The sequence below is a fragment of the Pseudomonas sp. GW821-FHT03A09 genome, assembly GCF_059421065.1.
In genome coordinates, this window is sequence record NZ_JBWKUX010000008.1 from 266,372 (window position 1) to 287,669 (window position 21,298).

The following is a 21,298-nucleotide window of genomic DNA, read 5'->3' on the forward strand; positions in this document are numbered from 1 at the left end:
GCACATGACCTTTTCAATCGTCGCCCGTTGCGCCGAAACCGGCCAACTGGGTATCGCCATCAGCTCATCGAGCATCGCCGTGGGCGCCCGCTGCCCGTGGCTGCGGCCCGGTGTAGGGGCGGTGTCGACCCAGAACATCACCCTGCCGGCCCTCGGCCCGGACGTACTCGACCTGCTGGAACAAGGCCTGGCGCCTGCCGAGGCGGTCGACAAGGCCCTGACGAGCAACGGCTACAGCCAGTACCGGCAACTGACGGCGATTGATCACCTGGGGCGCAGCGTGCACTTCAGTGGCAGCGAAACCTTGGGCACCCACAATGCAGTGTCGGGCGAACAGTGCGTGGCGGCGGGCAATATGCTTGCCGACCGCCGCGTGATCGAGGCGATGGTCAAAGTATTTGAACAAGGCGAAGGCCAGCTGGCAGACCGCCTTCTGGCCGCGATGCACGCCGCCATTGCCGCAGGTGGCGAAGCCGGCCCGGTGCATTCCGCCGCGTTGGTGGTGGTGGGTGAACTGACCTGGCCTATCATCAACCTGCGGGTGGATTGGGCCGACGAAAACCCTATTGGTGAATTGCAAAAGCTGTGGGATGCCTACCGCCCGCAAGTGCAGGACTACATCGACCGTGCCCTCGCCCCTGACCGTTCCCCTGGCTACGGCGTGGCCGGAGACGACCGATGAACAGCAGCCGCGCCTTGCTACAGACGCTGGTGGGGTTCGACACCACCAGCCGCGAATCCAACCTGCAACTGATCGAGTTCGTGCGCGATTACCTGGCGGGTTTTGGCGTGGCCTGCAAGCTGGTCTACAACGCCGAACGCAGCAAGGCCAACCTGTTCGCCAGCATCGGCCCGGTGGAACTGCCAGGCATTGTGTTGTCGGGGCATACCGACGTGGTGCCGGTGGACGGCCAGCCCTGGACAATGCCGCCGTTTGAGTTGACCGAGCGCGACGGCAAGCTGTTTGGCCGCGGCACTGCCGACATGAAAGGCTATATCGCTTGCGTGCTGGCGCTGGTGCCGCAGCTGGTCAAGGCCACGTTGCGCATCCCCGTGCATATCGCCTTGTCGTATGACGAAGAAGTTGGTTGCCTGGGCGTGCGCTCACTGCTGGCGGTTCTGGAACAGCGGCCGGTGCAGCCGATGTTGTGCATCATCGGCGAACCGACCGAGCTGAAACCGGTGCTCGGCCACAAAGGCAAACTGGCGATGCGTTGCGATGTGCATGGCGAGGCGTGCCATTCGGCCTATGCGCCCTATGGCGTGAATGCCATCGAGCATGCCGCCGACCTGATTGGCGAGCTGGGGCGGATTGGGCAACGGCTGCGCGAGCAGCAAGATCCGAGGTTTGACCCGCCGTTCAGCACGGTGCAGACCGGGGTGATCGCAGGTGGCAAGGCACTGAATATCGTGCCGGCTGACTGCCGGTTCGATTTTGAAGTGCGCGCGTTGCCGTCGATGGACCCGGAGGAAGTGGCCGAGGAACTGCAAGCCTATGCTCTGCAACAGGTATTGCCGCGCATGCAGGCCGTCAGCAAGCAGAGCTCGATCCGGTTTACCGAATTGTCGGCATACCCGGGATTGGTCACCGATGAGCGCAGCCAGGCGGCAGAGCTGATTGCGGCGTTTTCCGGCTCGCGGGACTTCGGCACCGTGGCGTTCGGCACCGAGGGTGGGTTGTTTGACGCGGTGGGGATTCCCACGGTGGTGTGCGGGCCTGGAAGTATGGACCAGGGGCATAAGCCGGATGAGTTTGTGAGTGTGGAGCAGTTGGCGGGATGTGATGCCATGTTGTTGCGCATGCTCGACTCGATTCGCACCTGAACCGAATACAAATTGAGTGTGTGCGGGCTTGTGTGGGAGCCGGGCTTGCCCGCGATGCAGGCACCTCGGTGTGTTAGTCACACCGCGGTGATGCCATCGCAGGCAAGCCAGCTCCCACATTTTTAGTCCTGTGTTTAACCAAGAAGTCTTGCCAGTTCTTCCCGGCAATAATCCACAAACAACTGCACCGGTTTGGTCAGCGGCGCCCGGCGCAACCACACTGCCGACAGCCCGGAACCGGTCACCGTTTCGGCCAGCGGCACACACACCACCTTCTGCCCATCATAGGTGTACTCGGTAAAAGGCTTGGTCACCAGAATCGAAAAACCAAACCCTCTCCCCACCATGCCTCGTACCATCTCGATCGACGGCGAGCTGAACACGATATTCGGCGTCAAGCCACGTTCTTCAAAGATGCTCACGAAGTAAGTCCGGCTCGGCAGTACATCCAGCAGAATCATGGGCTCCAGCACCAGGTCCGCCAACGACACCTTGGCCTGCTGCGCAAAACGGTGATCCGCCGGCAGCAATGCATAGGGTTGCTGCGGTGGCATCAACGGCGTGGTCTCGATCGTGCCGCCCAGGTCGTGTTCGAACAGCATCGCCATATCGATACTGCCCGCCGTCAACGCCTGCACCAGCTCTTGTTGTTCGCCATCGCGAATACGGATCTCCACCCCGGGCCAACGCGCCTTGAAGCCGGCGATCAAGCGCGGCAGATACAACGGCGCCACGGTCTCAAAGCAGCCAATATCGATCTGCCCCGCCACCACGTCATTGTCCGCCAGTGCGTTCTGCTCGAACTCATGGGCCACCCGCAACAGCTCCAGGGCCTTGCGATAAAACCGCGCGCCGCTGGGGGTGAGCGACACACCCTGGGCGTGATGGCGGATAAACAGCTGCACGCCAAAGCTGTCTTCCAACTGCTTGATCGCGGTAGAAACCGACGGCTGCGCGATATACAGCTTGCGCGACGCCTCGGCGACGCTGCCGCACTCGGCCGTGGTGACAAAATATCTGAGCTGGCGCAGGTTATAAGCAGCCATCGGGACCTCCAGAAACGTGGGATTTCGCCCCAAACAAGTGCGTGAAAATCGGCTTTTTCACAGGGATTCAAGTGCATGCAACATACCGGAGCATAATCCGCCGTGAGCTATATTTTTTAAGGTCTATAGCAACAAACTTACTAATTTACCTCCCTGCGCCCATTGCAGATGATCACTCCAACAACAAAGCGCCGCCCGTGCGGCGCACAGCGAAGTACGTCAACGTACTCACCTTGCCTTGGAGCTCGTCATGGTCACCACTGCAACATCCTCCGCCCCGCTTATCGAAAAACACACGATTGGATACGTGCCCCCGGAAGACCGCCATGGAAAGGTAAGAGACCTGTTCACCCTCTGGTTCGGCGGCAACATCGCGCCGTTGCCGATCGTCACGGGTGCACTCGGCGTACAACTGTTTCACCTGAACCTGCTATGGGGCATTGTCGCCATTCTCGTCGGCCACCTGGTCGGCGGCGTGCTGATGGCCTTGCACTCAGCCCAAGGCCCGCAGATGGGCATCCCGCAGATGATCCAGAGCCGTGCCCAGTTCGGCTCCCTCGGCGCGCTGCTGGTGGTGGTGATTGCCGGCGTCATGTACATCGGCTTCTTCGCCTCCAACATCGTGCTGGCGGGTAAATCCCTGCACGGCGTGGTCGACAGCGTGCCCGTACCGGTGGGCATCGTCATTGGCGCCATCGGCTCCGGTATCATCGGCATTATCGGCTACCGCTTCATCCACGTACTCAACCGCATCGGCACCTGGGTGCTCGGCGCCGGCATCGTGCTGGGTTTTGGCTACATCTTCACCCACGTGCAGACCACCGACTTTTTGACCCGTGGTGAATTCAACATTTCCGGTTGGCTGGCCACGGTGTCGTTGGCGGCGTTGTGGCAGATCGCATTCGCGCCTTACGTGTCCGACTACTCCCGCTATCTGCCGGCCGATGTACCCGTAGCGTCGACGTTCTGGACTACCTACCTGGGCTCCGCCTTGGGTTCCAGCCTGGCCTTCATCTTCGGTGCCGTCGCCGTGCTCGCCACGCCGGTAGGCATGGACACCATGGACGCCGTCAAACTCGCCACCGGCGCCATCGGCCCATTGATGCTGGTGCTGTTCTTGCTCAGCGTGATCAGCCACAACGCACTCAATTTGTACGGCGCCGTTTTGTCGATCATCACCCTGATCCAAACCTTTGCGTACCGCTGGATCCCCACCGCGAAAAGCCGCGCCGTGATCTCGACATTGGTACTGGCCGCATGTGCGATTGCAGCGGTGTTTGCCTCCAAGGACTTCATCGGTCACTTCGTCGACATGGTGCTCGTGCTGCTGGTGGTGCTGGTGCCGTGGACGGCGATCAACCTGATCGACTTCTATGCGATCCATAAGGGCAAGTACGACATTGCCTCGATCTTCCGGGTGGATGGCGGGATTTATGGCAAGTACAACCCACAGGCGCTGCTGGCGTATGCGGTGGGGATTGCGGTGCAGATTCCGTTCATGAACACGCCGCTGTACGTGGGGCCGATCTCGGCGCACATCAACGGGGCGGATTTGTCCTGGGTGGTGGGGTTGGTGGTGACGTCGCCGTTGTATTTCTGGTTGGCGAGTCGTGACAGTGCTTACAAAAGAAGGATGGATGGAGGGAAGTTGGTGGGTGGGGTCTGAATGGAGTTTGAGGGCGGCTGTCCCGCCGCCTTCGCAGCCTCGCTGGGGCTCGACAGCTCCCACAGGGGATCACGGCGATCAAAGTGTGGGACCCGTCGAGCTCCAGCGAGGCCGCGAAGGCGGCAGTGTGGCTGGCGGTGTCCTCACCCGATGCCTATCATGTGGCCTTTCGCTCAACGTCCCAGGATTCCCATGCCCGCCCTCACCTTCCGCAACGCCCTCCCCGCCGACGCCGCACGCTGCTTTGAAATCGAAATCAGCGCCTACGAGGGCGATGAAGCCGCCACCCTGGAGAAGATCGCCACGCGCATTGCCCTGTACCCGCAAGGCTTTCTGATCCTGGAGGCGGATGGCGAGGTGGTGGGGTTCATCAACTCTGGCTGCGCCCACGAGGTGGTGATGTCGGACGAGGCGTTCAAGGAGTTGGTGGGGCATTCGGCCGAGGCGCCGAATGTGGTGATCATGTCAGTGGTGGTCGACCCGGCGCATCAGGGCAAGGGCTATTCCAAGGCGTTGATGACTGAGTTTGTGCAGCGCATGCGCGGCATGGGCAAGCAGACGATTCATTTGATGTGCAAGGAGCAACACGTGCAGCTGTATGAGCGCATGGGCTATAAGTACGTGCAGCCTTCGCCGTCGGATCACGGTGGCATGGCGTGGCATGAAATGGTCATGGCGCTCTAGATATGAACGCACCGCGCATTGAAATCAGCGACCAACCCAGCCCCGAGGCCGAGCGCATCCTCGGCAACGGCTTGGCGGCGTTCAATGAAGCCATCACCGGCTTCAACGACCGCCAGCCACTGACCGTGCTGATCAAAGACCCACACACCCAGGCGATCCTCGGCGGTATCACCGGCAAAACCAGCCTGGGCGTAGCCTTTCTCGACCTGTTCCACCTGCCCGAGTCGCTACGCGGTTCGGGCCTGGGCAGCCAGTTGCTGCACGCCTTTGAAGATGAAGCCCGGCGTCGCGGTTGCGCTCATGCGGTGCTGTACACCCTCAGTTTCCAGGCGCCAGGGTTTTACGAAAAACACGGCTGGGTGCGCTTTGGTGAAATCCCGTGTGAGCCGGCGGGCAGCAGTCGGGTGTTTCTGTCTAAGCCGTTGTGACGCTCAGGCGCTTGCCAAACAACCGATTGCCATGGGTCTCCCCTTGGAAGGTATAGGTCGGCGCTCCCAGCACCACATACCCACGCCGAGGGTAGAACCCCAGCGCGCGCTCATTGCCTACCCACACCGTCGCCCACAGCATCGAAGCGCCTTCTTGCGCGGCATGCTGCTCCGCCGCTTGCAGCAGTTGGTAGCCGATGCCCAGGCCGGTAAAACGCTCCTGGATATACAGGCGCTGCAGCTCGGCAATATCGGGCATCTCGATCATCGGATGGCCGGCGTTGAGTTTGATCTGGGCGAAGCCGACCAAGTGCTGATTGGACTCGGCAACCACCAGCGCGGTGCCGGGTTCCGCCATCAGTGCCGTGATCGCATCCGGGGCAAACGCTTGCAATACCTCATTGGCAATCGAGCGGCGAATGCCCTGGGTGGCGTAGGTGTCGAGGAACACTTGCATGCCCAGCACGCCGATGCACAGGGCGTCGTCGAACGTGGCGGGACGGAGGGTGATGGCAGACATCGAGCTTCCTGAACGAGGGCTGGTGAGGATCGACGTTTTACCATGAATGTTGCCTCTGCGGATTCACCACAGTAGGGTTTAGCCCCCGCCCACATCGCAGGAGCCTCTCCATGAGTTTTTTCTCCGACCCCGATGCCGTCGCCCGCTACGCAGAAGGCCCTGTGCGCCTGGTGCCGGGTTTCGAGGGGCTGCAACGCATGACCACCCTGCTGCTGCGTGAGAACGTGCCGGCCAGCGGCAATGTGCTGGTGCTGGGCGCCGGTGGCGGCCTGGAGTTGAAGCGTTTTGTCGAGGCCGAACCGGGTTGGCGTTTTGTCGGGGTGGACCCGTCGGCCGAAATGTTGAAGCTGGCCGAAGCGACACTGGGTCCGTTGAATGAGCATGTGCAGTTGCATGAAGGCTATATCGATAGCGCGCCGCTGGGGCCGTTTGATGGGGCCACGTGTTTGCTGACCTTGCACTTCATCCCCGCCGAGGAGCGCCTGCACACCCTCAAGGCATTGTGGCAACGACTACTGCCAGGGGCGCCGCTGATTGTGGCGCATCATAGCTTCCCCCAGGCGCCGGCAGAGAAAGCCCGCTGGTTGAAGCGCTATGCGGCGTTTGCGGTGGATTCGGGTGTACCCGTAGCCGATGCCGAACGGGCGATCGTGGCAATCAGTGAGAAACTGCCAGTGCTGTCACCCGAGGCGGATGCGGCCTTGATGAGGGAAGCCGGGTTTGAAGGCGTCGAGTTGTTCTATGCCGGCTTCAGTTTCAAAGGGTGGGTGGGCTACAAGCCGAACTAACTGGGATGACTCCAAACCTGTAGTGAGTCCTGTGCTACCAACTGCCCGACGCCCCGCCGCCGCCGCTGGAACCACCGCCACCGGACGAACCGCTGCTGGAGCTGGAGTCGCTGGAGCTCGAACTGCTCCCGTCGCTCGAACCCGACCCCGCACCCGTGGCAGTCTTGGCAAAGATGAACAAGGCCACAAACGAAGCAATCGGAAACGCCACCAGCCATCCTTCGCGGCCCGCGTCTGCGATCAACCCGGCCGCCACATACACCGCCGCCGCTGCGCACAACCGCACGGTAAAACCGGCTCGGCTGGTTCTCCAGGCGCTTCTCATGACCATCCAGAGCACCCAGTAAGCCCCTATCACGGCCAGTGCTCCCAGTGGCAACGCCAACCAATGGATAAAGTCGACGTCGACATACCAGTGGTCCACCACCAGCAACCCCACGATGTAGGCCAGTAACCCGACCACGCCGTAAAACACCGTGCGTGCCGTCCATAACGCCCCGAACGTGGCGCCGGCGATCAACAGGGTCATTGGCAGGATGAACAGGTTTGCCCACCACTCCCGGCCACCGGTGAAGAACGTCACCAGCAGCGTCAGTACCACCATCGCAATCAACGCCTTGCGCCAGCGCAGTTTGCCAGCGGCCATCAATACTCCGCCGACGCCGCCAAAAATGAAGGCAAGCAATACCGCAACCGCTTGAGGATTCAGGCCAGGCCCTGCCACTTTGGGCAAGTCGCCACCGCCCACCAACACAATCAAATCATTGACCGCCTGCTGCACGCCTCCCGTGTAATCCCCCTGGCGAAACGCCGGGGTGATGTGTTCTTCGATGATGCGATGGGCCAGCAAGTCGGTGACGGTACCTTCCAGGCCATAGCCCACCTCGATACGCACCTTGCGATCATCCTTGGCCACCACCAGCAGGATGCCGTCGTTGACGTCCTTGCGCCCCAGTTTCCAGGCGCGGAACAGTTGGTTGGCATAGTCCTCGATGCTTGTACCGCCCGTGGTGGGCACCAGCAATACGGCGATTTGCGCGCCTTTGCGCTGTTCGACGGCAGTCAGTTGTTGTTTCAGACCGGCTGTGGTGCTCGCGTCGAGGGTGTTGGTGAGGTCAATCACCCGCTGGTCGAGGGCCACGCCGATGGGTGACGTGTCGGCCTGGGCCAGGCTCAACAGGCCAACGAGCAGCAGTGCCACCAGGCTCAAAACGGATTGCCGCAAAATCACCACCATGCTTTGTTACCTGAAGTTTCTTCCTGAAGGCGCCGACTTTACCTTATCAACGCTATAACCCGTGACCGACGGTACGACCTTTCCCGCGACGGATCAAAGCACGTAGGCACTACCCTGCATGATCGGCTCGACACGGCCGGTCAATATCACCCCGCCCTGCCCGTCCCACTGCACCGTCACCGTGCCACCGTCACACTGCACGGCCACCGTGGCATCCAGCAACCCGCGCCGAATCCCGTTGACCACCGCTGCACAGCAACACGAACCGGAACCCTGCGGCACACCGCCACCGCGCTCCCAGATGCGCAGGCGGATATGGCTGCGGTCGAGCACTTGCACGAAGTGCACATTGGTCCTGGCCGGGAATAACGGGTGAACCTCCAGCGCCGGGCCAACCGCAGCCACATCGATGGCGACAATGTCGTCGACAAAATACGTGCAGTGCGGGTTGCCCATGCCGCACGCGGCCGGGTGGCCGTCGATTGGCAGTAAGCGGGTGTCCATCGCCTCGGCCAGCGGCACGGCCGACCAGTCCAGCGCAGGCGCGCCCATGTCCACCGACACGCGCTGCCCGCTGACACGCACGCAGGTCAACAACCCTCGGTCGGTACGCAACACCACCGAATCCGTGCCGGCTTCATGCATCAAGCGGTCGGCCACGCCACGGGTGGCGCTGCCGCAGGTTTGCAGCGGCGTGCCGTCGGCGTTCCAGAACCGAATACGCGCGGCGGCATCCTCGCAGTCGAGCACCACGGCGAGCTGGTTGAAGCCAATGCCGGTATGGCGATTGCCGAGGCGACGGGCGACCTGCGCGGTGATCGGGTCGTCCTGGCCACGGCGGTCGATGATGACGAAATCATCACCATGGGCGTGCATCTTCACGAACGGCAAGGGCATGGACAGTCCAGTAGACAAGCGGGCGGAGAGCACCAGCATACTGAGTTGACCGGAGTTTCATCAAACCCGATCCGGCCGCGTGCTAGCGTAATCGTGTTCCAGCCCAGCCGAGCTTTCTATGAAAAACACCACCCTCGCCCTCACCGCAGTGCTGGCTCTGTTTTCCCACGCCGCCATGGCCGCCAACCTCTGCCAGCCTGGCGCTGCCAGCCCTAACGCCAAGGCATTGCTGGCCGCCGCGCAGCGGCACTTGGGCGACACCCCCAACCCGCTGCCTCATCTGCACACCGAAGGCACGTTGCCGAACCAGGGCATCCGCGAGCCAAGCATCGCGGCAGAAAAGGACTGGCCGGTCATGCGCCAGGCCGCGCTGGCCTGGCGCATCAGTGGCGACCCGCGCTACCTCAAGCAAGTCGACAACTACCTGGCCGCCTGGGCCGATGTGTATCAGCCCGACTTCAACCCGATCGACGAAACCAACCTCGACATGCTGATCAGCGCCTACGCGCTCACCGCCGACCACCTGGGCCTGGAAACCCGCGATGCCAGCCGTCGCTTGATTCGCACCCTGGGCAACGGCTACATCGCGCATATCCAGCAATTCCACGGGCAGAAGAAAGGCACCCAGACCAACAACTGGCAGAGCCATCGCGTCAAGCTGGTCACCGTGGCCGCCGCCGCACTGGGGGACCACCCGATGCTGGAGCAGGCGCTGCAGCTGTTCAAACAGCAAATCGCCGACAACATACTGCCCGACGGCTCAGTCAGCGATTTCCAGGACCGCGATGCCCTGCACTACGTGGTCTACGACCTCGAGCCCCTGGTACAGGCCGCACTGGCCGCCAAACCCTACGGCATCGGCGGCGACTGGTTGAAGCTCAGCGCCAATGGCGCCTCACTGGGTGCCGCGCTGGATTGGCTGGTGCCCTATGCCAATGGCCAGCGCAGCCATCAAGAGTTCGTGCACACCCATGTGCAATTCGACAAGGACCGCGCCAACGTCGGTGAAGCCGGCTACAGCGGCACCTGGCAACCCAAGAGCAGCGCCACGCTGTTCTGGCTGGCGGCGCAGTTGGACAGCCGTTACCTGCCGGTGGCCAAGCAGTTGGCAGAACAGCCGGCGGACTGGATCACGGCCTGCTATTTGAAGTAGACACCGCTAGACTGGCCGCGCTTACTCTTCGAAGGATCGACCATGCTTATTGTATTCAGCGGCCTGCCCGGCACCGGGAAGACCACGATTGCCCGGGAACTGGCCCGCCGGACGGGTGCGGTGTATTTGCGTATCGATGTGATCGAGCAGGCGCTGCGCGAGGCTGCGGTACTGGCGGGCGATGTGGGTGCCAGCGGCTACCACGTGGCCAATACGCTGGCCCTGAGCAATCTGCGCTTGGGGCATCAGGTCGTCGCCGACTGTGTGAATCCGCTCGAAGAAAGCCGCCAAGCCTGGCAAGACGTGGCGGCGGCAGCGGGCGTCGAACTGATCGATATCCAGGTGATCTGCTCAGATCGGCAGGAACACCAACGCCGTGTAGAAACCCGGGTGGGCGATATTCCCGGGCTGGTGCCACCGACTTGGCAGTCGGTGACGGCCCACGAATACACAGCCTGGACTCAGCCGCCACTGACCCTCGACACCGCGAGCGTCACGCCGGCTCAGTCAGTCGCCCTGATCCTCGAACGGCTCAGCCTGGGAAGTTAGCCCGCAGCGCCTCAAGCCCACCGCTGTAGACACCTGCAAACAATGCCTCGACCTGCACATCCGTGGTGCCTGCTGCCGGGGTAAATACGCCGGACCAGGTCACCTTCGCCGATGTATCGCTCAAGGCTTCAACCTGCAAGGTCGCCAGGTAAGCAGACACCGGAAACGGTGACTGTTCGATCGTGTAGCTGTAGGTACGCGCCACGTTATCAAACGCCTGCAAGCGCTCGACCACCACCCCGCCATCGGCGGTTTGCAGATGGCGCACGCGCCCGCCGTCAGCCGACTCGCTCTTGACGATGAACGGCAACCAATCCGGCAGGCTGTTGAAGCCGCCGACCAATTGCCAGACCTGATCGGCCGATACCGGGATTTCAATCACAGAAGACGCTGTTGCCACGAGAAATACTCCACATCAGAAAAAATTCAGATCGCCATGCTGTCCACAACCCCACCGTCGACCCGCAACGCGGCACCGGTGGTGGCAGACGACAGCGGTGACGCAATGTACGCCACCAGGTTCGCGACTTCATCGACATTGGCCGCACGCTGGATGATCGAGGTTGGTCGCGCGCTGCGCACAAACACATCCGCTTCATCCCGGGCACTGCGCCCGGATTTGGCCGTCGCGTCCTTGAGCATCTGCTCCAGGCCGTCGGTGAAGGTCGGCCCTGGCAGAATCGCATTGACCGTCACCCCCGTGCCCGCCAGGCGTTTGGCCAAGCCATGAGACACCGCCAGGTTGGCGCTTTTGGTCACGCCGTAGTTGATCATGTCAGCCGGAATCGCGACACCGGACTCCGAAGACACGAAGATCACCCGGCCCCAGCCCTGCGTCACCATACCCGGCACATAATGCCGCGCCAGGCGCACGCCGGAGATCACGTTGACCTCATAGAAGCGCGTCCACTCGCTGTCCGGCGCGTCGAAAAAGTCCACATCATTGAAGATGCCCAGGTTGTTGACCAGGATGTCGGCGCGCGGTTCGGCGGCAAACAGTGTCGCCGCGCCTTCAGCCGTGCCGAGGTCCGCCACCAACCCACGCAATTGCGCCTCCGGCACCGCCTGGCGAATGCTCGCCAGCGCCGCGTCGACCTTGCCCGCGTCACGCCCGATCACCACCACGGTGGCGCCGGATTGCGCCAGCGCCTGGCCGATGCCCAGGCCGATCCCGGCGGTGCTGCCGCTGACGATGGCGACTTTTCCACTTACATCAATGTTCATCTTCGAATTCCTCAAGTTGGCTCAGACAGGCTCTGGGTCTGTTATGACCGTTGAGTTGATCCTAGACGGCGAGAATCGGACCGTCCAAGACATACTGAGACCGACTTGAGTCCTGCAAGGTCTTACCGCTTACAACTCCCGCAACCGCAACCACAGCATGCCCAGCGCCAGCAGTGGCGAACGCAGCAGCTTGCCGCCCGGAAAGGTCATGTGCGGCACCTGGCTGAAGACATCCAGGCCTTTGCTCTGCCCGGCGTGAATGCCTTCGGCTAATAGTTTTGCGCACCAATGGGTCACGTTAAGCCCATGCCCTGAATAACCCTGGGCATAGAACACGTTGGGATGCTGCTTCAGTTGCCCGACCTGGGGAAAGCGATTGGCGGTGATACCGATCTTGCCGCCCCATTGGAACTCGATGGCGCTGTCGGCCAACTGCGGGAACACCTTGAGCATCTTCGGTTGCATATAGGCGGCGATGTCGGCTGGATCGCGTCCTGAGTAGTGACAGGCGCCGCCGAACAACAGGCGGCGGTCAGCTGACAGGCGGTAGTAATCCAGCCCGACTTTCTGGTCGCACAGGGCGAGGTTTTGCGGGATCAGCTGTCGGGCCATGGCCTCGCTCAGCGGCTCGGTGGCGATGATGTAGCTGCCCGCCGGCAGCACCTTGCCGCTCAGGCGCGGTTCCAGTTCATCCAGGTGTGCGTTGCACGCCAAGACCAAGTGCGCGGCGCGCACCGTGCCGCCCGTGCAACGGACTTGCACGGTGTCGCCGTGGATCAACTCCAGCACCGGGCTGTGCTCGAAAATCCGCACCCCGAGAGACTCGGCCACCTGGGCCTCACCCAATACCAGATTGAGCGGATGCAAGTGCCCGGAGCCCATGTCCACCAGACCACCGGCATAAGCCGTGGAGCCCACCACCTGAGACATGTCCTGGGGGCACACCAGACGGGTTTCGTGCTGATAGCCCAACTTCGCCAGGCTGTCCTGCTCGCCCGTGAACGCGGCGAATTGCGCCGGGGTGTTGGCCAGTTCGCAAAAGCCCCAGCGCAGGTCGCAGTCGATGCTGTACTCGCGAATACGCTCGCCCACCAGCGCCACCGAATCGATGCCGGCCCGCTCCAGATAACGCACACCCTCCTCGCCCACGTACTTGGCGAACCCTGATACGTCGTGGCCGATCCCGCGAATCAACTGCCCGCCATTGCGCCCGCTGGCGCCCCAACCGATACGCCGCGCCTCCAGCAGGATCACCGAGAGCCCGCGCCGGGCCAGTTCGATGGCGGTGTTGACGCCGGTGAACCCACCGCCGATCACACAGACATCGGCGGTGAGATCAGCGCCCAGTGCAGGACGCTCAGGCATGGCATTGGCCGTCGCCCGGTAGTAGGACTGGGCGTGGTCATTGGACTGCATCATTTGTTGGTCTTCACTTTGCTCCAGGCGCGCGTCATCAGGCGCATGGTCGCCGGGCTGGGCGTGGTGGAAATATAGAGTTTGTCGAGCACGGCCTGGGGCGGGTACACCTCAGGGTTGTTCACCAGTTCCGGCGCCATGAACGGCTTGGCCGCAGGGTTGGCGTTGGCATACCCCACCGAGGCACTGACCTTGGCGATCACTTCGGGATCGAGCAGGTAGTTGATGAACGCGTGGGCTTCTTTCGGGTTGCTCGCGTCGGCGGGAATCGCCAGCAGGTCGAACCACAGGTTGGAACCTTCCTTGGGAATCGAATAGGCGATGTTCACCCCGTTCTTGGCTTCCTTGGCGCGGTTGGCGGCCTGGAATACGTCGCCGGAATAACCGAACGCTACGCAGATATCACCGTTGGCCAAGTCCGAAATGTACTTGGAGGAATGGAAGTAAGTGATGTACGGCCGCAACGTCAGCAGCTTGGCTTCGGCCTCTTGGTAATCCTTGGGATTTTCGCTGCGCGGGTCCTTGCCCATGTAATTGAGGATCGCCGGGAACAGCTCATCCGCCGAATCGAGGAAGGCCACGCCGCACTGGTTGAGCTTTTTGATGTTCTCCGGTTCGAACAGCACCGCCCATGAGTCGATATGGTCGACGCCCAGCACCTGCTTGATCTTGTCGACGTTGTAGCCGATACCGTTGGTGCCCCACAGGTACGGCACCGAGTGCGCATTGCCCGGGTCGTTTTTCTCCAGCAGTGCGAGCAGCTTGGGGTCGAGGTTCTTGAAGTTAGGCAACTGCGAGCGGTCGAGCTTGAGGAACGCACCCGCCTTCACTTGGCGCGCCAGGAAGTGGTTGGACGGCACCACCACGTCATACCCGGTGCGTCCCGCCAGCAGTTTGCCCTCCAGGGTTTCGTTGGAGTCGAATACGTCATAGATCACTTTTATCCCGGTCTTGGCCTGGAAGTCGGCCAAGGTGGTCTCGCCGATATAGTCGGTCCAGTTGTAGACACTGACTGTCGGTGCAGCCTGGCTTGCACTGCTGAATGCGGCCACCAGGGCCAGCGGGAGAAGCTTTTTCACAAGACGCATATCGACACCCCTTTTTTGGTTGTTTTAGACGCTCAACAGCAGGAACTCACGCTCCCAGGAACTGATCACCCGCTTGAAGTTTTCATGCTCGGCGCGTTTGACCGCGACGTAGCCGCGCACGAACTTGTCGCCCAGGTACTGCTTGACCGTGTCGCAGTCCTCCATCCGCGCCAGGGCATCTTCGAGGGTGAACGGCAGGCGCAGGTTGCGTCGCTCATAGGCGCGGCCTTCCACGGGTGCACTCGGTTCGATCTGCTCGACCATGCCCAGGTAGCCGCACAGCAGGCTCGCGGCAATCGCCAGGTAAGGGTTGGCATCGGCGCCGGGCAGGCGGTTTTCCACACGCATGGCATCGGGGCTGGAGGTGGGCACGCGCAGGCCGACGGTGCGATTCTCTTCGCCCCACTCCACGTTGACCGGCGCCGAGGTATCCGGCAGGAATCGGCGGAACGAGTTCACGTTGGGCGCGAACATCGGCAGCAGCTTGGGGATGTATTTCTGCAGCCCGCCGATGTGGTGCAGGAACAGCTGGCTCTTGTTGCCATCGGCATCGACAAACACCGGTTTTCCGGTGGCGATGTCCACCACACTCTGGTGCAGGTGCATGGCGCTGCCGGGTTCGTCGGCCACCGGTTTGGCCATGAAGGTGGCGGCCACGTTGTGCTTGAGTGCGGCTTCGCGCAGGGTACGCTTGAACACTGTGATCTGGTCGGCCAGGTCCAGCGCGTCGCCGTGACGGAAGTTGATTTCCATCTGCGCCGGGCCGTCTTCGTGGATCAGCGTGTCGAGGTCCAGGCCCTGGGCTTCGCACCAGTCGTAGACGTCTTCGAACAGCGGGTCGAATTCGTTGGCGGCATCGATGGAAAACGACTGACGACCGGTTTCTGCGCGACCGGAACGGCCCACCGGGGTTTTCAGCGGCAGGTCCGGGTCTTCGCAGCGCTGGGTCAGGTAGAACTCCATTTCTGGCGCGACAATCGGCTGCCAGCCTCGGTCGGTGTACAGCTGCAGCACCTTTTTCAGCACGTTGCGCGGCGACAATTCGATGGGATTGCCCTGCTTGTCGAAGGTGTCGTGGATCACGATCGCGGTGGGCTCGATGGCCCATGGCACCACGTAGGTGGCGTTGGAAACCGGGCGGCAGATCATGTCGATGTCGGCCGGGTCCAGCAGGTCGTAGTAGATGTCGTCGTCGACAAAGTCCCCGGTCACCGTTTGCAGCAGCACACTTTCCGGCAGGCGCATGCCTCGCTCATGCAGGAACTTGTTGGTGGGCGCAATCTTGCCGCGTGCGATGCCAGTCAAGTCACTGATCACGCATTCGACTTCGGTAATCTTGTGTTCTTTCAGCCAGGCGGACAGCTGATCGAAGGGGGCGTTCATAAGAACCTCATCATGGGTGGGATGCACACGCCGGGTTGTACTCACGGCGCATTGAGGTCTATCTTGAGCCAGCCTTCAAAGGCCATCTATCCACTTTGCACGAACCACAACGCACCAATAGAGTGCGCCCAGGTTACCCATGACACAGGCAACAGCTTTGCGCGTACAGGCCTTCACCACCGGTGATGTGGCCGCTCAATGCAATGCGACACCCGGCTGGGTGCAGCAGTACCAGCAGATGTCTCCCGGGCATTTCGCCGGCCGCATCCGCTACCTCGACCTGCAAGGTGTGGAGGTGTACGAAGAGTGCATGAACACCCGCGTGGAACAGCATTTCAATGCCCCGCCTGGCGCGTTGGCGTTTTGTTTCGACGGCAGTGATAACGCGCTGTACATGCTCAATGGCGAAAGCCGCAACACCTGGATCACCCCGGAAAACTACCGTGAAGTGGCGGTGGTCTTCGGCCCGCAGTTCGTGCAGCGCCAGGGGCTGGACGTGGCGAAACTGGACGGTTTGTTCATGGCGCCGCTGACCTGCCAGCAGAACGCACTGTTCACCCGCTGGCTCAGCGGCACCCTGACGCGTTTGTCGTCGATCAGCGACCCGATCAGCCGCGACGCCCTCACCCAGCAATTGCTCGACGACTGCCTGTTCATTCTCGACAACGCCTGCGTATGCCTGGACCGCAGTTCCTTGCAGCGCCGCAGTGAAGAACGCCAGTTGATGGCCCGTATCGGCGAATGGGCGGCGGATGCGCCAGATGAAACCGTCAACCTGCTGGAGTTGGCGCAGATTGCCGGCGTGCCGTTGCGCCAATTGCAGCAAGGCTTCAAGACCTACACCGGGATGAGCCCGGCGCAGTGGTTGAGACTGCGCCGCTTGAACGGTGCGCGCCGCGAATTGCTGACTTCGCCGGGAACGACGGTGGCCGAGGTGGCGATGAATTGGTCGTTCTGGCATTTGGGGCGGTTTTCCAATAGCTATAGGGCGCTGTTTCAGGAATTGCCCAGCGAAACCCTTAGACACCACCAGAAATTCGGCTGAAACACAGTTAAATGTGGGAGGGGGCTTGCTCTACATCTTGTAAAACCAGACACATCCCCCTAGCTTATGCGCCCCCCGCCCCGCGCTTTAAGGCCCTGCCCCCATGGTTTTGCGTTTTCGTCCCGTCGTCACTTCACGTTTCGCCCTCGGCCTGCTGCTCAGCGGTAGCATCGGCAACAGCCTGGCGGCGGAGATAGAACTGCCGGCGGTACAGGTCCAGGGCCAGGAAGAAACCGGTTATCGCACCGACACGGCCTCGGTCGGTGGCTTCAGTGAAGCGCCTTTGCTCGATACACCCGCCTCGATCACCGTGATCAACGCCGCGCTGATCAAGGACCAGCAGGCGCGCCTGCTCAGCGAGGTGCTGCGTAACGACGCCTCGGTGGGCGACAGCTACGCCCCAATTGGCTACTACGAAAATTTTGTGGTGCGCGGCTTTTCGCTGAACGCGGCGAGCAGCTACAAGATCAACGGGCGCACCATCACCGGCGAGCAGAATGTCGCGCTGGAAAACAAGCAACAGGTGGAAGTGCTCAAGGGCCTGGCCGGCTTGCAGAGCGGGATCTCCGAACCCAGCGGCGTGATCAACTACGTAACCAAACGCCCGGAGGATGTGCGCTCGGTCACCGTCTCCACCGATGATCGTGGCAGCGGTTATGTGGCCACCGACGTCGGCGGTTGGTTTGGCAGCGAACAGCAATTCGGCCTGCGCGCCAACGTGGCCCATGAAGACCTGAACTCGTATGTGGAGCACGCCAATGGCCAGCGCGATTTCGTGTCCCTGGCCTTCGACTGGAACATCAGCCCCGATGCCGTGCTGCAACTGGATGCGGAATATCAGAACAAGCAACAGCGCTCGGTGCCGGGTTATCAGTTGTTGGGCGGCACCGAGGTGCCCCATGACGCCTCGCCGAAAAAACTGCTCGGCCATCAAACGGGCTCCCACCAGGTCGGCATCGATTCACTGAACCTCAACGGCAAGTTCGAGTACCGCTTCAGCGATCAGTGGAAAGGCAGCCTCAGCGCGGCCCATAGCAAGGTGGTGATTGACGATTACAGTTCGTTTGCGTGGGGCGGTGCCACAACGGGCGTCGGCAACTATTTCACCCCGGAAGGCGGCTACGACATCTACGACTACCGCAGCCCCGACGACACTCGCCGCGACGACGAAGTGCAGGCGACCATGACCGGGCTGTTCGACACGGCGGGCCTGGGCCATGAGCTGACCTTCGGCACCAGTGCGTTTCGTCGCGTGATCGATAAGCGCAAGTCGGTCAACGAATACATCGGCAGTGGCAATATCAACGAAGACGCGCCTGGCTTCACGCCCACCGACAAACCCCTGAACCCCAGCCACCGCAACCTCGACAGCCGCCAGTACGGCCTGTTTGTCACCGACCGCATTCGCTTCAATGAGCAATGGCAAACCATTGTGGGTGGCCGCGAAGTGCGCCTGGATGAAAAAGCCTTCGACAGCGATGGCAACCAGACGCGCCATACCCAGCAATACATGTTCCTGCCACAGGCATCATTGATCTACAAACCGATTGAAAACATCTCGCTGTACACCAGCTACAGCAAGGGGCTGTCCCTGGGTGGTGCGGCACCGTGGTTCGCCAGCAATTCCGATGAAACCCTGGCCCCGACCACCTCGCGGCAAATCGAAGCCGGTGTGAAATACGACTGGCGCCGCATCAGCTTCGCCGCCGCCGTGTTCCAGACCCGCCAGGCTTATCAGTACGCCAAGCCGGACGGCGCTGGCAACTTCACTTACGTCCAACAAGGCCAGCAAAAGAACACCGGGCTGGAACTGTCGGCCAACGGCTGGGCCACCGACCGTCTGCAAATCGCCACCAGCGTGGCGGCGATTCGTGCGCGGGTGAACGGCAGCGGCACGCCGTACTACGAAGGCCATCAAGCGATCAACGTACCCAAGCTGCGCGCCAGCCTGTATGCCGACTATACCTTGCCATGGGTGAACGGGTTGGCGGTGCTCGGTGGCGTGCAATACAGTGCCAAGAAATACGCCAACCGCACCGGCAATGTGGAGGTGGGGGATTATGCGGTGGTCAATGTGGGCAGCCGCTACACCACAAAGTTCGACGGCTATGAAACGGTGTTTCGCCTGAGCGTCGACAACCTGTTCGACAAGCGCTACTGGCGCGACGCGGGCGAGTACATGGGCGATGACTATCTGTTCCAGGGCGCGCCTTTGACGGCGCGTCTGAGTGCTTCGGTCAACTTCTAAAGCTTACTTCGGCATCTTGCGGAAACCCACGGCCAGGCGGTTCCAGCTGTTGATGGTGGCGATGGCCACGCTCAGGTCGATCTGCTCCTGGGCACTGAACTCGGCGGCCAGTGCGTTGAAGTCTTCGTCCGGGGCGTGGGTCTGGCTGATCAGGGTCAGGCTCTCGGCCCAGGCCAGGGCAGCGCGTTCACGCGGGGTGAAGAATGGCGTTTCGCGCCAGGCCGACACGGTGTACAAGCGGCGTTCGGTCTCGCCGCCCTTGCGTGCATCGGCGGTGTGCATGTCGAGACAGAAGGCGCAGCCGTTGATCTGCGACACGCGCAGGCGCACCAGCTCCAGCAGCGGCAGTTCGATGGACAGTTTACCGACGGCGGCTTCCAGGGCGAGCATGGCTTTCATGGCGTCTGGGGAAGCGGTGTAGAAATCGGTGCGAGCTTGCATGGTGATACTCCAGAACGGTGGGATTGGTGAGCAGATTAGTCACCGCAGCGTTCCGGAGGAATAGCCAATTCGGACGAAGAACAGGTGACCAATCTACAGGCCACGGTTCCTCAACCACTGCAGGAACCCGGTCTTCACTGGCATCACCGGTGTTGACTGAGTCAGGGTCTTCGCAGCGTGCAGGCGGAAGTCCAGCAAGGCCTTCATCGCCTCGCTGATGTCATGCCGCGCATCCAGGCAAGGCTTGAGGTATTCCTTTTCGACGCGGTACAGCGTGCAGTAGGTCTTGGCCAGGAAGTCGGCCGGCACGCCTTGATCGGACAGAATTCCCGCCTCGCCAATCACCTCCCCCGGCCCCATGCGTCCGGCTTCGAACTTGTGCCCGTCCTTGATCAGCATGACTGACACCACACCTGAGGCAACGATGAACAAATGGTCGCTGACCTCCCCCGCCGGCATGATCATCTCGCCGCCACGGAACGAATGCAGGGTCATGTTCTGGCTGAAGGTGTCCTTTTCTTCCTGGCGCAAGGTGGAGAAAATCGACGAGCGCTCCAGCAGGGCCCGCGCCCCGGAAACCAGGGACGGCGTGCTGCTTTCGGTGGCGGACAGCAGGCTGACACCCGCCGCTTGCAGGTGACGGAAAGCCAGGTCATACAACTGGTTGCGCACTTCGCGCTTGAGGCCCATGGCCGGTACAAAACCGCTGATTTCATACTCGACACCGCCGCTGGCCGAGGTCTTGAACGCGACACTCGGCGCCGGCGTGGCCAACAACGGCCGACACCCCAGCATCGCACGCTCCAACGCCTCGATCACGGTTTGCGGGCGCGCATGCGGGCTGACTTGCAGGCTGACCGCCAGGCCGAACATGTCCGCCGGGCGTGAGAAATTGATGATCTTGGCCTTGGCTGCCAAGGAGTTGGGAATCACCGCCATGCTGCCCTGGGAGGTTTGCAGGCGTGTGGCGCGCCAGTCGATATCGGTGACGCGACCTTCGGTGCCGTCGATGGAGATCCAGTCATCCAGCTGATAAGGCTTGGTAGTGTTGAGGACGATCCCGGAAAACACGTCGCTCAACGTGCTCTGCAATGCCAGGCCGACAATGATCGCCACCGCGCCGGAAGTGGCGAGCACGCCCTTGACCGGCAGGTCGAGCACGTAGGCCATGGCGGCGATGATCGCGATCAGGAAAATCACCGCGCCCATCAGGTCCTGCAACAGCCGCCCGGTGTGACCGACCCGTTGCATCATCACGGTGCCGAGCAACACCGTGAGGGTGCGCGCCGCGAACAACCACCAGCCGATCTGCAGGGCTGTGGCGGCCAGGTGCAAGGCCGTGTCGTCGGCGTAGGGCGCCAGTTGCATGGGGTTCATGCCGTCGTTGAACAACACGGCACTGAACACCGCGAAGATCACCAACCGCGCCGCCAGTTTCCAACTGGCCAGGTTGGTGGAAATAAGGTGCCACACGGCGATGTCGATAAAGATCAGCGCCAACGCGCACAACATCGGGTGATCAGCGATAAATGAGGGCATCCAGGCAACTCCAGGGCGAATGCCCTGAAGATCGCATGAAATCGAGATATCGGGTATAGCGCCAAGCAAAATGTGGGAGCGGCTTGTGTGGGAGCTGGCTTGCCTGCGATAGCATCACCGAG

General features: G+C 61.7%; 21 protein-coding genes. 10 read left to right on the top strand and 11 right to left on the bottom strand.

The window, feature by feature from the left end:
- Positions 1-4 precede the first annotated feature (4 nt).
- Together AC07V4_RS17065 and argE are read left to right on the top strand one after the other, a co-directional pair.
- A complete protein-coding gene (locus tag AC07V4_RS17065) occupies positions 5-682 on the top strand; it encodes a DUF1028 domain-containing protein (protein ID WP_492637572.1) in 678 nt (225 codons plus the stop codon).
- Positions 679-1,824 carry an acetylornithine deacetylase gene (gene argE / locus AC07V4_RS17070; RefSeq protein WP_492637573.1) on the top strand — a complete coding sequence of 382 codons (1,146 nt, stop codon included), beginning with the start codon at positions 679-681 and terminating at the stop codon, positions 1,822-1,824. The genes AC07V4_RS17065 and argE overlap by 4 nt, the downstream gene beginning before the upstream one ends.
- 134 nt (positions 1,825-1,958) lie before the next feature.
- Here argE and AC07V4_RS17075 read toward each other — a convergent pair whose 3' ends face one another.
- A complete protein-coding gene (locus AC07V4_RS17075) occupies positions 1,959-2,870 on the bottom strand; it encodes a LysR substrate-binding domain-containing protein (protein ID WP_071483848.1) in 912 nt (303 codons plus the stop codon).
- A gap of 250 nt (positions 2,871-3,120) precedes the next feature.
- On the opposite strand from AC07V4_RS17075, the gene AC07V4_RS17080 reads away from it, so the two are divergent.
- The 3 genes from AC07V4_RS17080 to AC07V4_RS17090 all read left to right on the top strand — a co-directional run bounded on the left by AC07V4_RS17080 (position 3,121) and on the right by AC07V4_RS17090 (position 5,648).
- Positions 3,121-4,536: a purine-cytosine permease family protein gene (locus tag AC07V4_RS17080; RefSeq protein WP_431751637.1), complete on the top strand. Its 1,416-nt coding sequence runs from the start codon at positions 3,121-3,123 to the stop codon at positions 4,534-4,536.
- Between the two features lie 192 nt (positions 4,537-4,728).
- Positions 4,729-5,220: a GNAT family N-acetyltransferase gene (locus tag AC07V4_RS17085; RefSeq protein WP_492637574.1), complete on the top strand. Its 492-nt coding sequence runs from the start codon at positions 4,729-4,731 to the stop codon at positions 5,218-5,220.
- Between the two features lie 2 nt (positions 5,221-5,222).
- Positions 5,223-5,648 (top strand): GNAT family N-acetyltransferase, encoded by a 426-nt coding sequence (locus AC07V4_RS17090; protein WP_492637575.1) that lies wholly within the window; start codon positions 5,223-5,225, stop codon positions 5,646-5,648.
- Here the strand turns inward: AC07V4_RS17090 and AC07V4_RS17095 are convergent.
- The gene (locus AC07V4_RS17095) at positions 5,635-6,168 is read right to left on the bottom strand and encodes a GNAT family N-acetyltransferase (RefSeq protein ID WP_492637576.1); all 534 of its coding nucleotides are present in this window, start codon (positions 6,166-6,168) and stop codon (positions 5,635-5,637) included. The genes AC07V4_RS17090 and AC07V4_RS17095 overlap by 14 nt on opposite strands.
- Before the next feature lie 110 nt (positions 6,169-6,278).
- On the opposite strand from AC07V4_RS17095, the gene AC07V4_RS17100 reads away from it, so the two are divergent.
- Entirely contained in the window at positions 6,279-6,956 is a 678-nt protein-coding gene (locus AC07V4_RS17100; RefSeq protein WP_492637577.1) for a class I SAM-dependent methyltransferase, read from the top strand.
- Positions 6,957-6,990: 34 nt separating this feature from the next.
- Here the strand turns inward: AC07V4_RS17100 and AC07V4_RS17105 are convergent, their stop codons facing one another.
- Complete coding sequence (locus tag AC07V4_RS17105; RefSeq protein WP_492637578.1) at positions 6,991-8,193, bottom strand: TPM domain-containing protein; 1,203 nt, start codon at positions 8,191-8,193, stop codon at positions 6,991-6,993.
- A gap of 93 nt (positions 8,194-8,286) precedes the next feature.
- Positions 8,287-9,090: a diaminopimelate epimerase gene (dapF, locus tag AC07V4_RS17110; RefSeq protein ID WP_492637579.1), complete on the bottom strand. Its 804-nt coding sequence runs from the start codon at positions 9,088-9,090 to the stop codon at positions 8,287-8,289.
- A gap of 118 nt (positions 9,091-9,208) precedes the next feature.
- Here dapF and AC07V4_RS17115 point away from each other — a divergent pair, with 118 nt between their 5' ends.
- Entirely contained in the window at positions 9,209-10,243 is a 1,035-nt protein-coding gene (locus AC07V4_RS17115; protein ID WP_492637580.1) for an alginate lyase family protein, read from the top strand.
- Positions 10,244-10,285: 42 nt separating this feature from the next.
- Entirely contained in the window at positions 10,286-10,792 is a 507-nt protein-coding gene (locus AC07V4_RS17120; protein ID WP_492637581.1) for a P-loop nucleotide/nucleoside kinase family protein, read from the top strand.
- Here the strand turns inward: AC07V4_RS17120 and AC07V4_RS17125 are convergent.
- The 5 genes from AC07V4_RS17125 to AC07V4_RS17145 form a co-directional block, all read right to left on the bottom strand.
- Positions 10,776-11,192 (bottom strand): SRPBCC family protein, encoded by a 417-nt coding sequence (locus tag AC07V4_RS17125; protein ID WP_492637582.1) that lies wholly within the window; start codon positions 11,190-11,192, stop codon positions 10,776-10,778. The two genes, AC07V4_RS17120 and AC07V4_RS17125, sit on opposite strands and share 17 nt — an antisense overlap.
- Before the next feature lie 26 nt (positions 11,193-11,218).
- Positions 11,219-12,016 carry an SDR family NAD(P)-dependent oxidoreductase gene (locus tag AC07V4_RS17130; protein WP_492637583.1) on the bottom strand — a complete coding sequence of 266 codons (798 nt, stop codon included), beginning with the start codon at positions 12,014-12,016 and terminating at the stop codon, positions 11,219-11,221.
- Between the two features lie 129 nt (positions 12,017-12,145).
- Positions 12,146-13,435 carry an NAD(P)/FAD-dependent oxidoreductase gene (locus AC07V4_RS17135; RefSeq protein ID WP_492637584.1) on the bottom strand — a complete coding sequence of 430 codons (1,290 nt, stop codon included), beginning with the start codon at positions 13,433-13,435 and terminating at the stop codon, positions 12,146-12,148.
- Positions 13,432-14,520: a polyamine ABC transporter substrate-binding protein gene (locus AC07V4_RS17140; RefSeq protein ID WP_492637585.1), complete on the bottom strand. Its 1,089-nt coding sequence runs from the start codon at positions 14,518-14,520 to the stop codon at positions 13,432-13,434. Before AC07V4_RS17140 ends, AC07V4_RS17135 begins: the two co-directional genes overlap by 4 nt.
- 24 nt (positions 14,521-14,544) lie before the next feature.
- Entirely contained in the window at positions 14,545-15,903 is a 1,359-nt protein-coding gene (locus AC07V4_RS17145) for a glutamine synthetase family protein (RefSeq protein WP_492637586.1), read from the bottom strand.
- Positions 15,904-16,042: 139 nt separating this feature from the next.
- Here AC07V4_RS17145 and AC07V4_RS17150 point away from each other — a divergent pair, with 139 nt between their 5' ends.
- Together AC07V4_RS17150 and AC07V4_RS17155 are read left to right on the top strand one after the other, a co-directional pair.
- Positions 16,043-16,948, top strand: coding sequence for a helix-turn-helix domain-containing protein (locus tag AC07V4_RS17150; RefSeq protein WP_431750372.1), 906 nt, complete (start codon positions 16,043-16,045; stop codon positions 16,946-16,948).
- Positions 16,949-17,051: 103 nt separating this feature from the next.
- Positions 17,052-19,196: a TonB-dependent siderophore receptor gene (locus AC07V4_RS17155; RefSeq protein ID WP_492637587.1), complete on the top strand. Its 2,145-nt coding sequence runs from the start codon at positions 17,052-17,054 to the stop codon at positions 19,194-19,196.
- Between the two features lie 3 nt (positions 19,197-19,199).
- On the opposite strand, the gene AC07V4_RS17160 is transcribed toward AC07V4_RS17155, so the two are convergent.
- A complete protein-coding gene (locus tag AC07V4_RS17160; RefSeq protein WP_492637588.1) occupies positions 19,200-19,637 on the bottom strand; it encodes a carboxymuconolactone decarboxylase family protein in 438 nt (145 codons plus the stop codon).
- 93 nt (positions 19,638-19,730) lie between these two features.
- Positions 19,731-21,176, bottom strand: a complete 1,446-nt coding sequence (locus AC07V4_RS17165; RefSeq protein WP_431750429.1) for a mechanosensitive ion channel domain-containing protein — start codon at positions 21,174-21,176, stop codon at positions 19,731-19,733.
- Positions 21,177-21,298 lie beyond the last annotated feature (122 nt).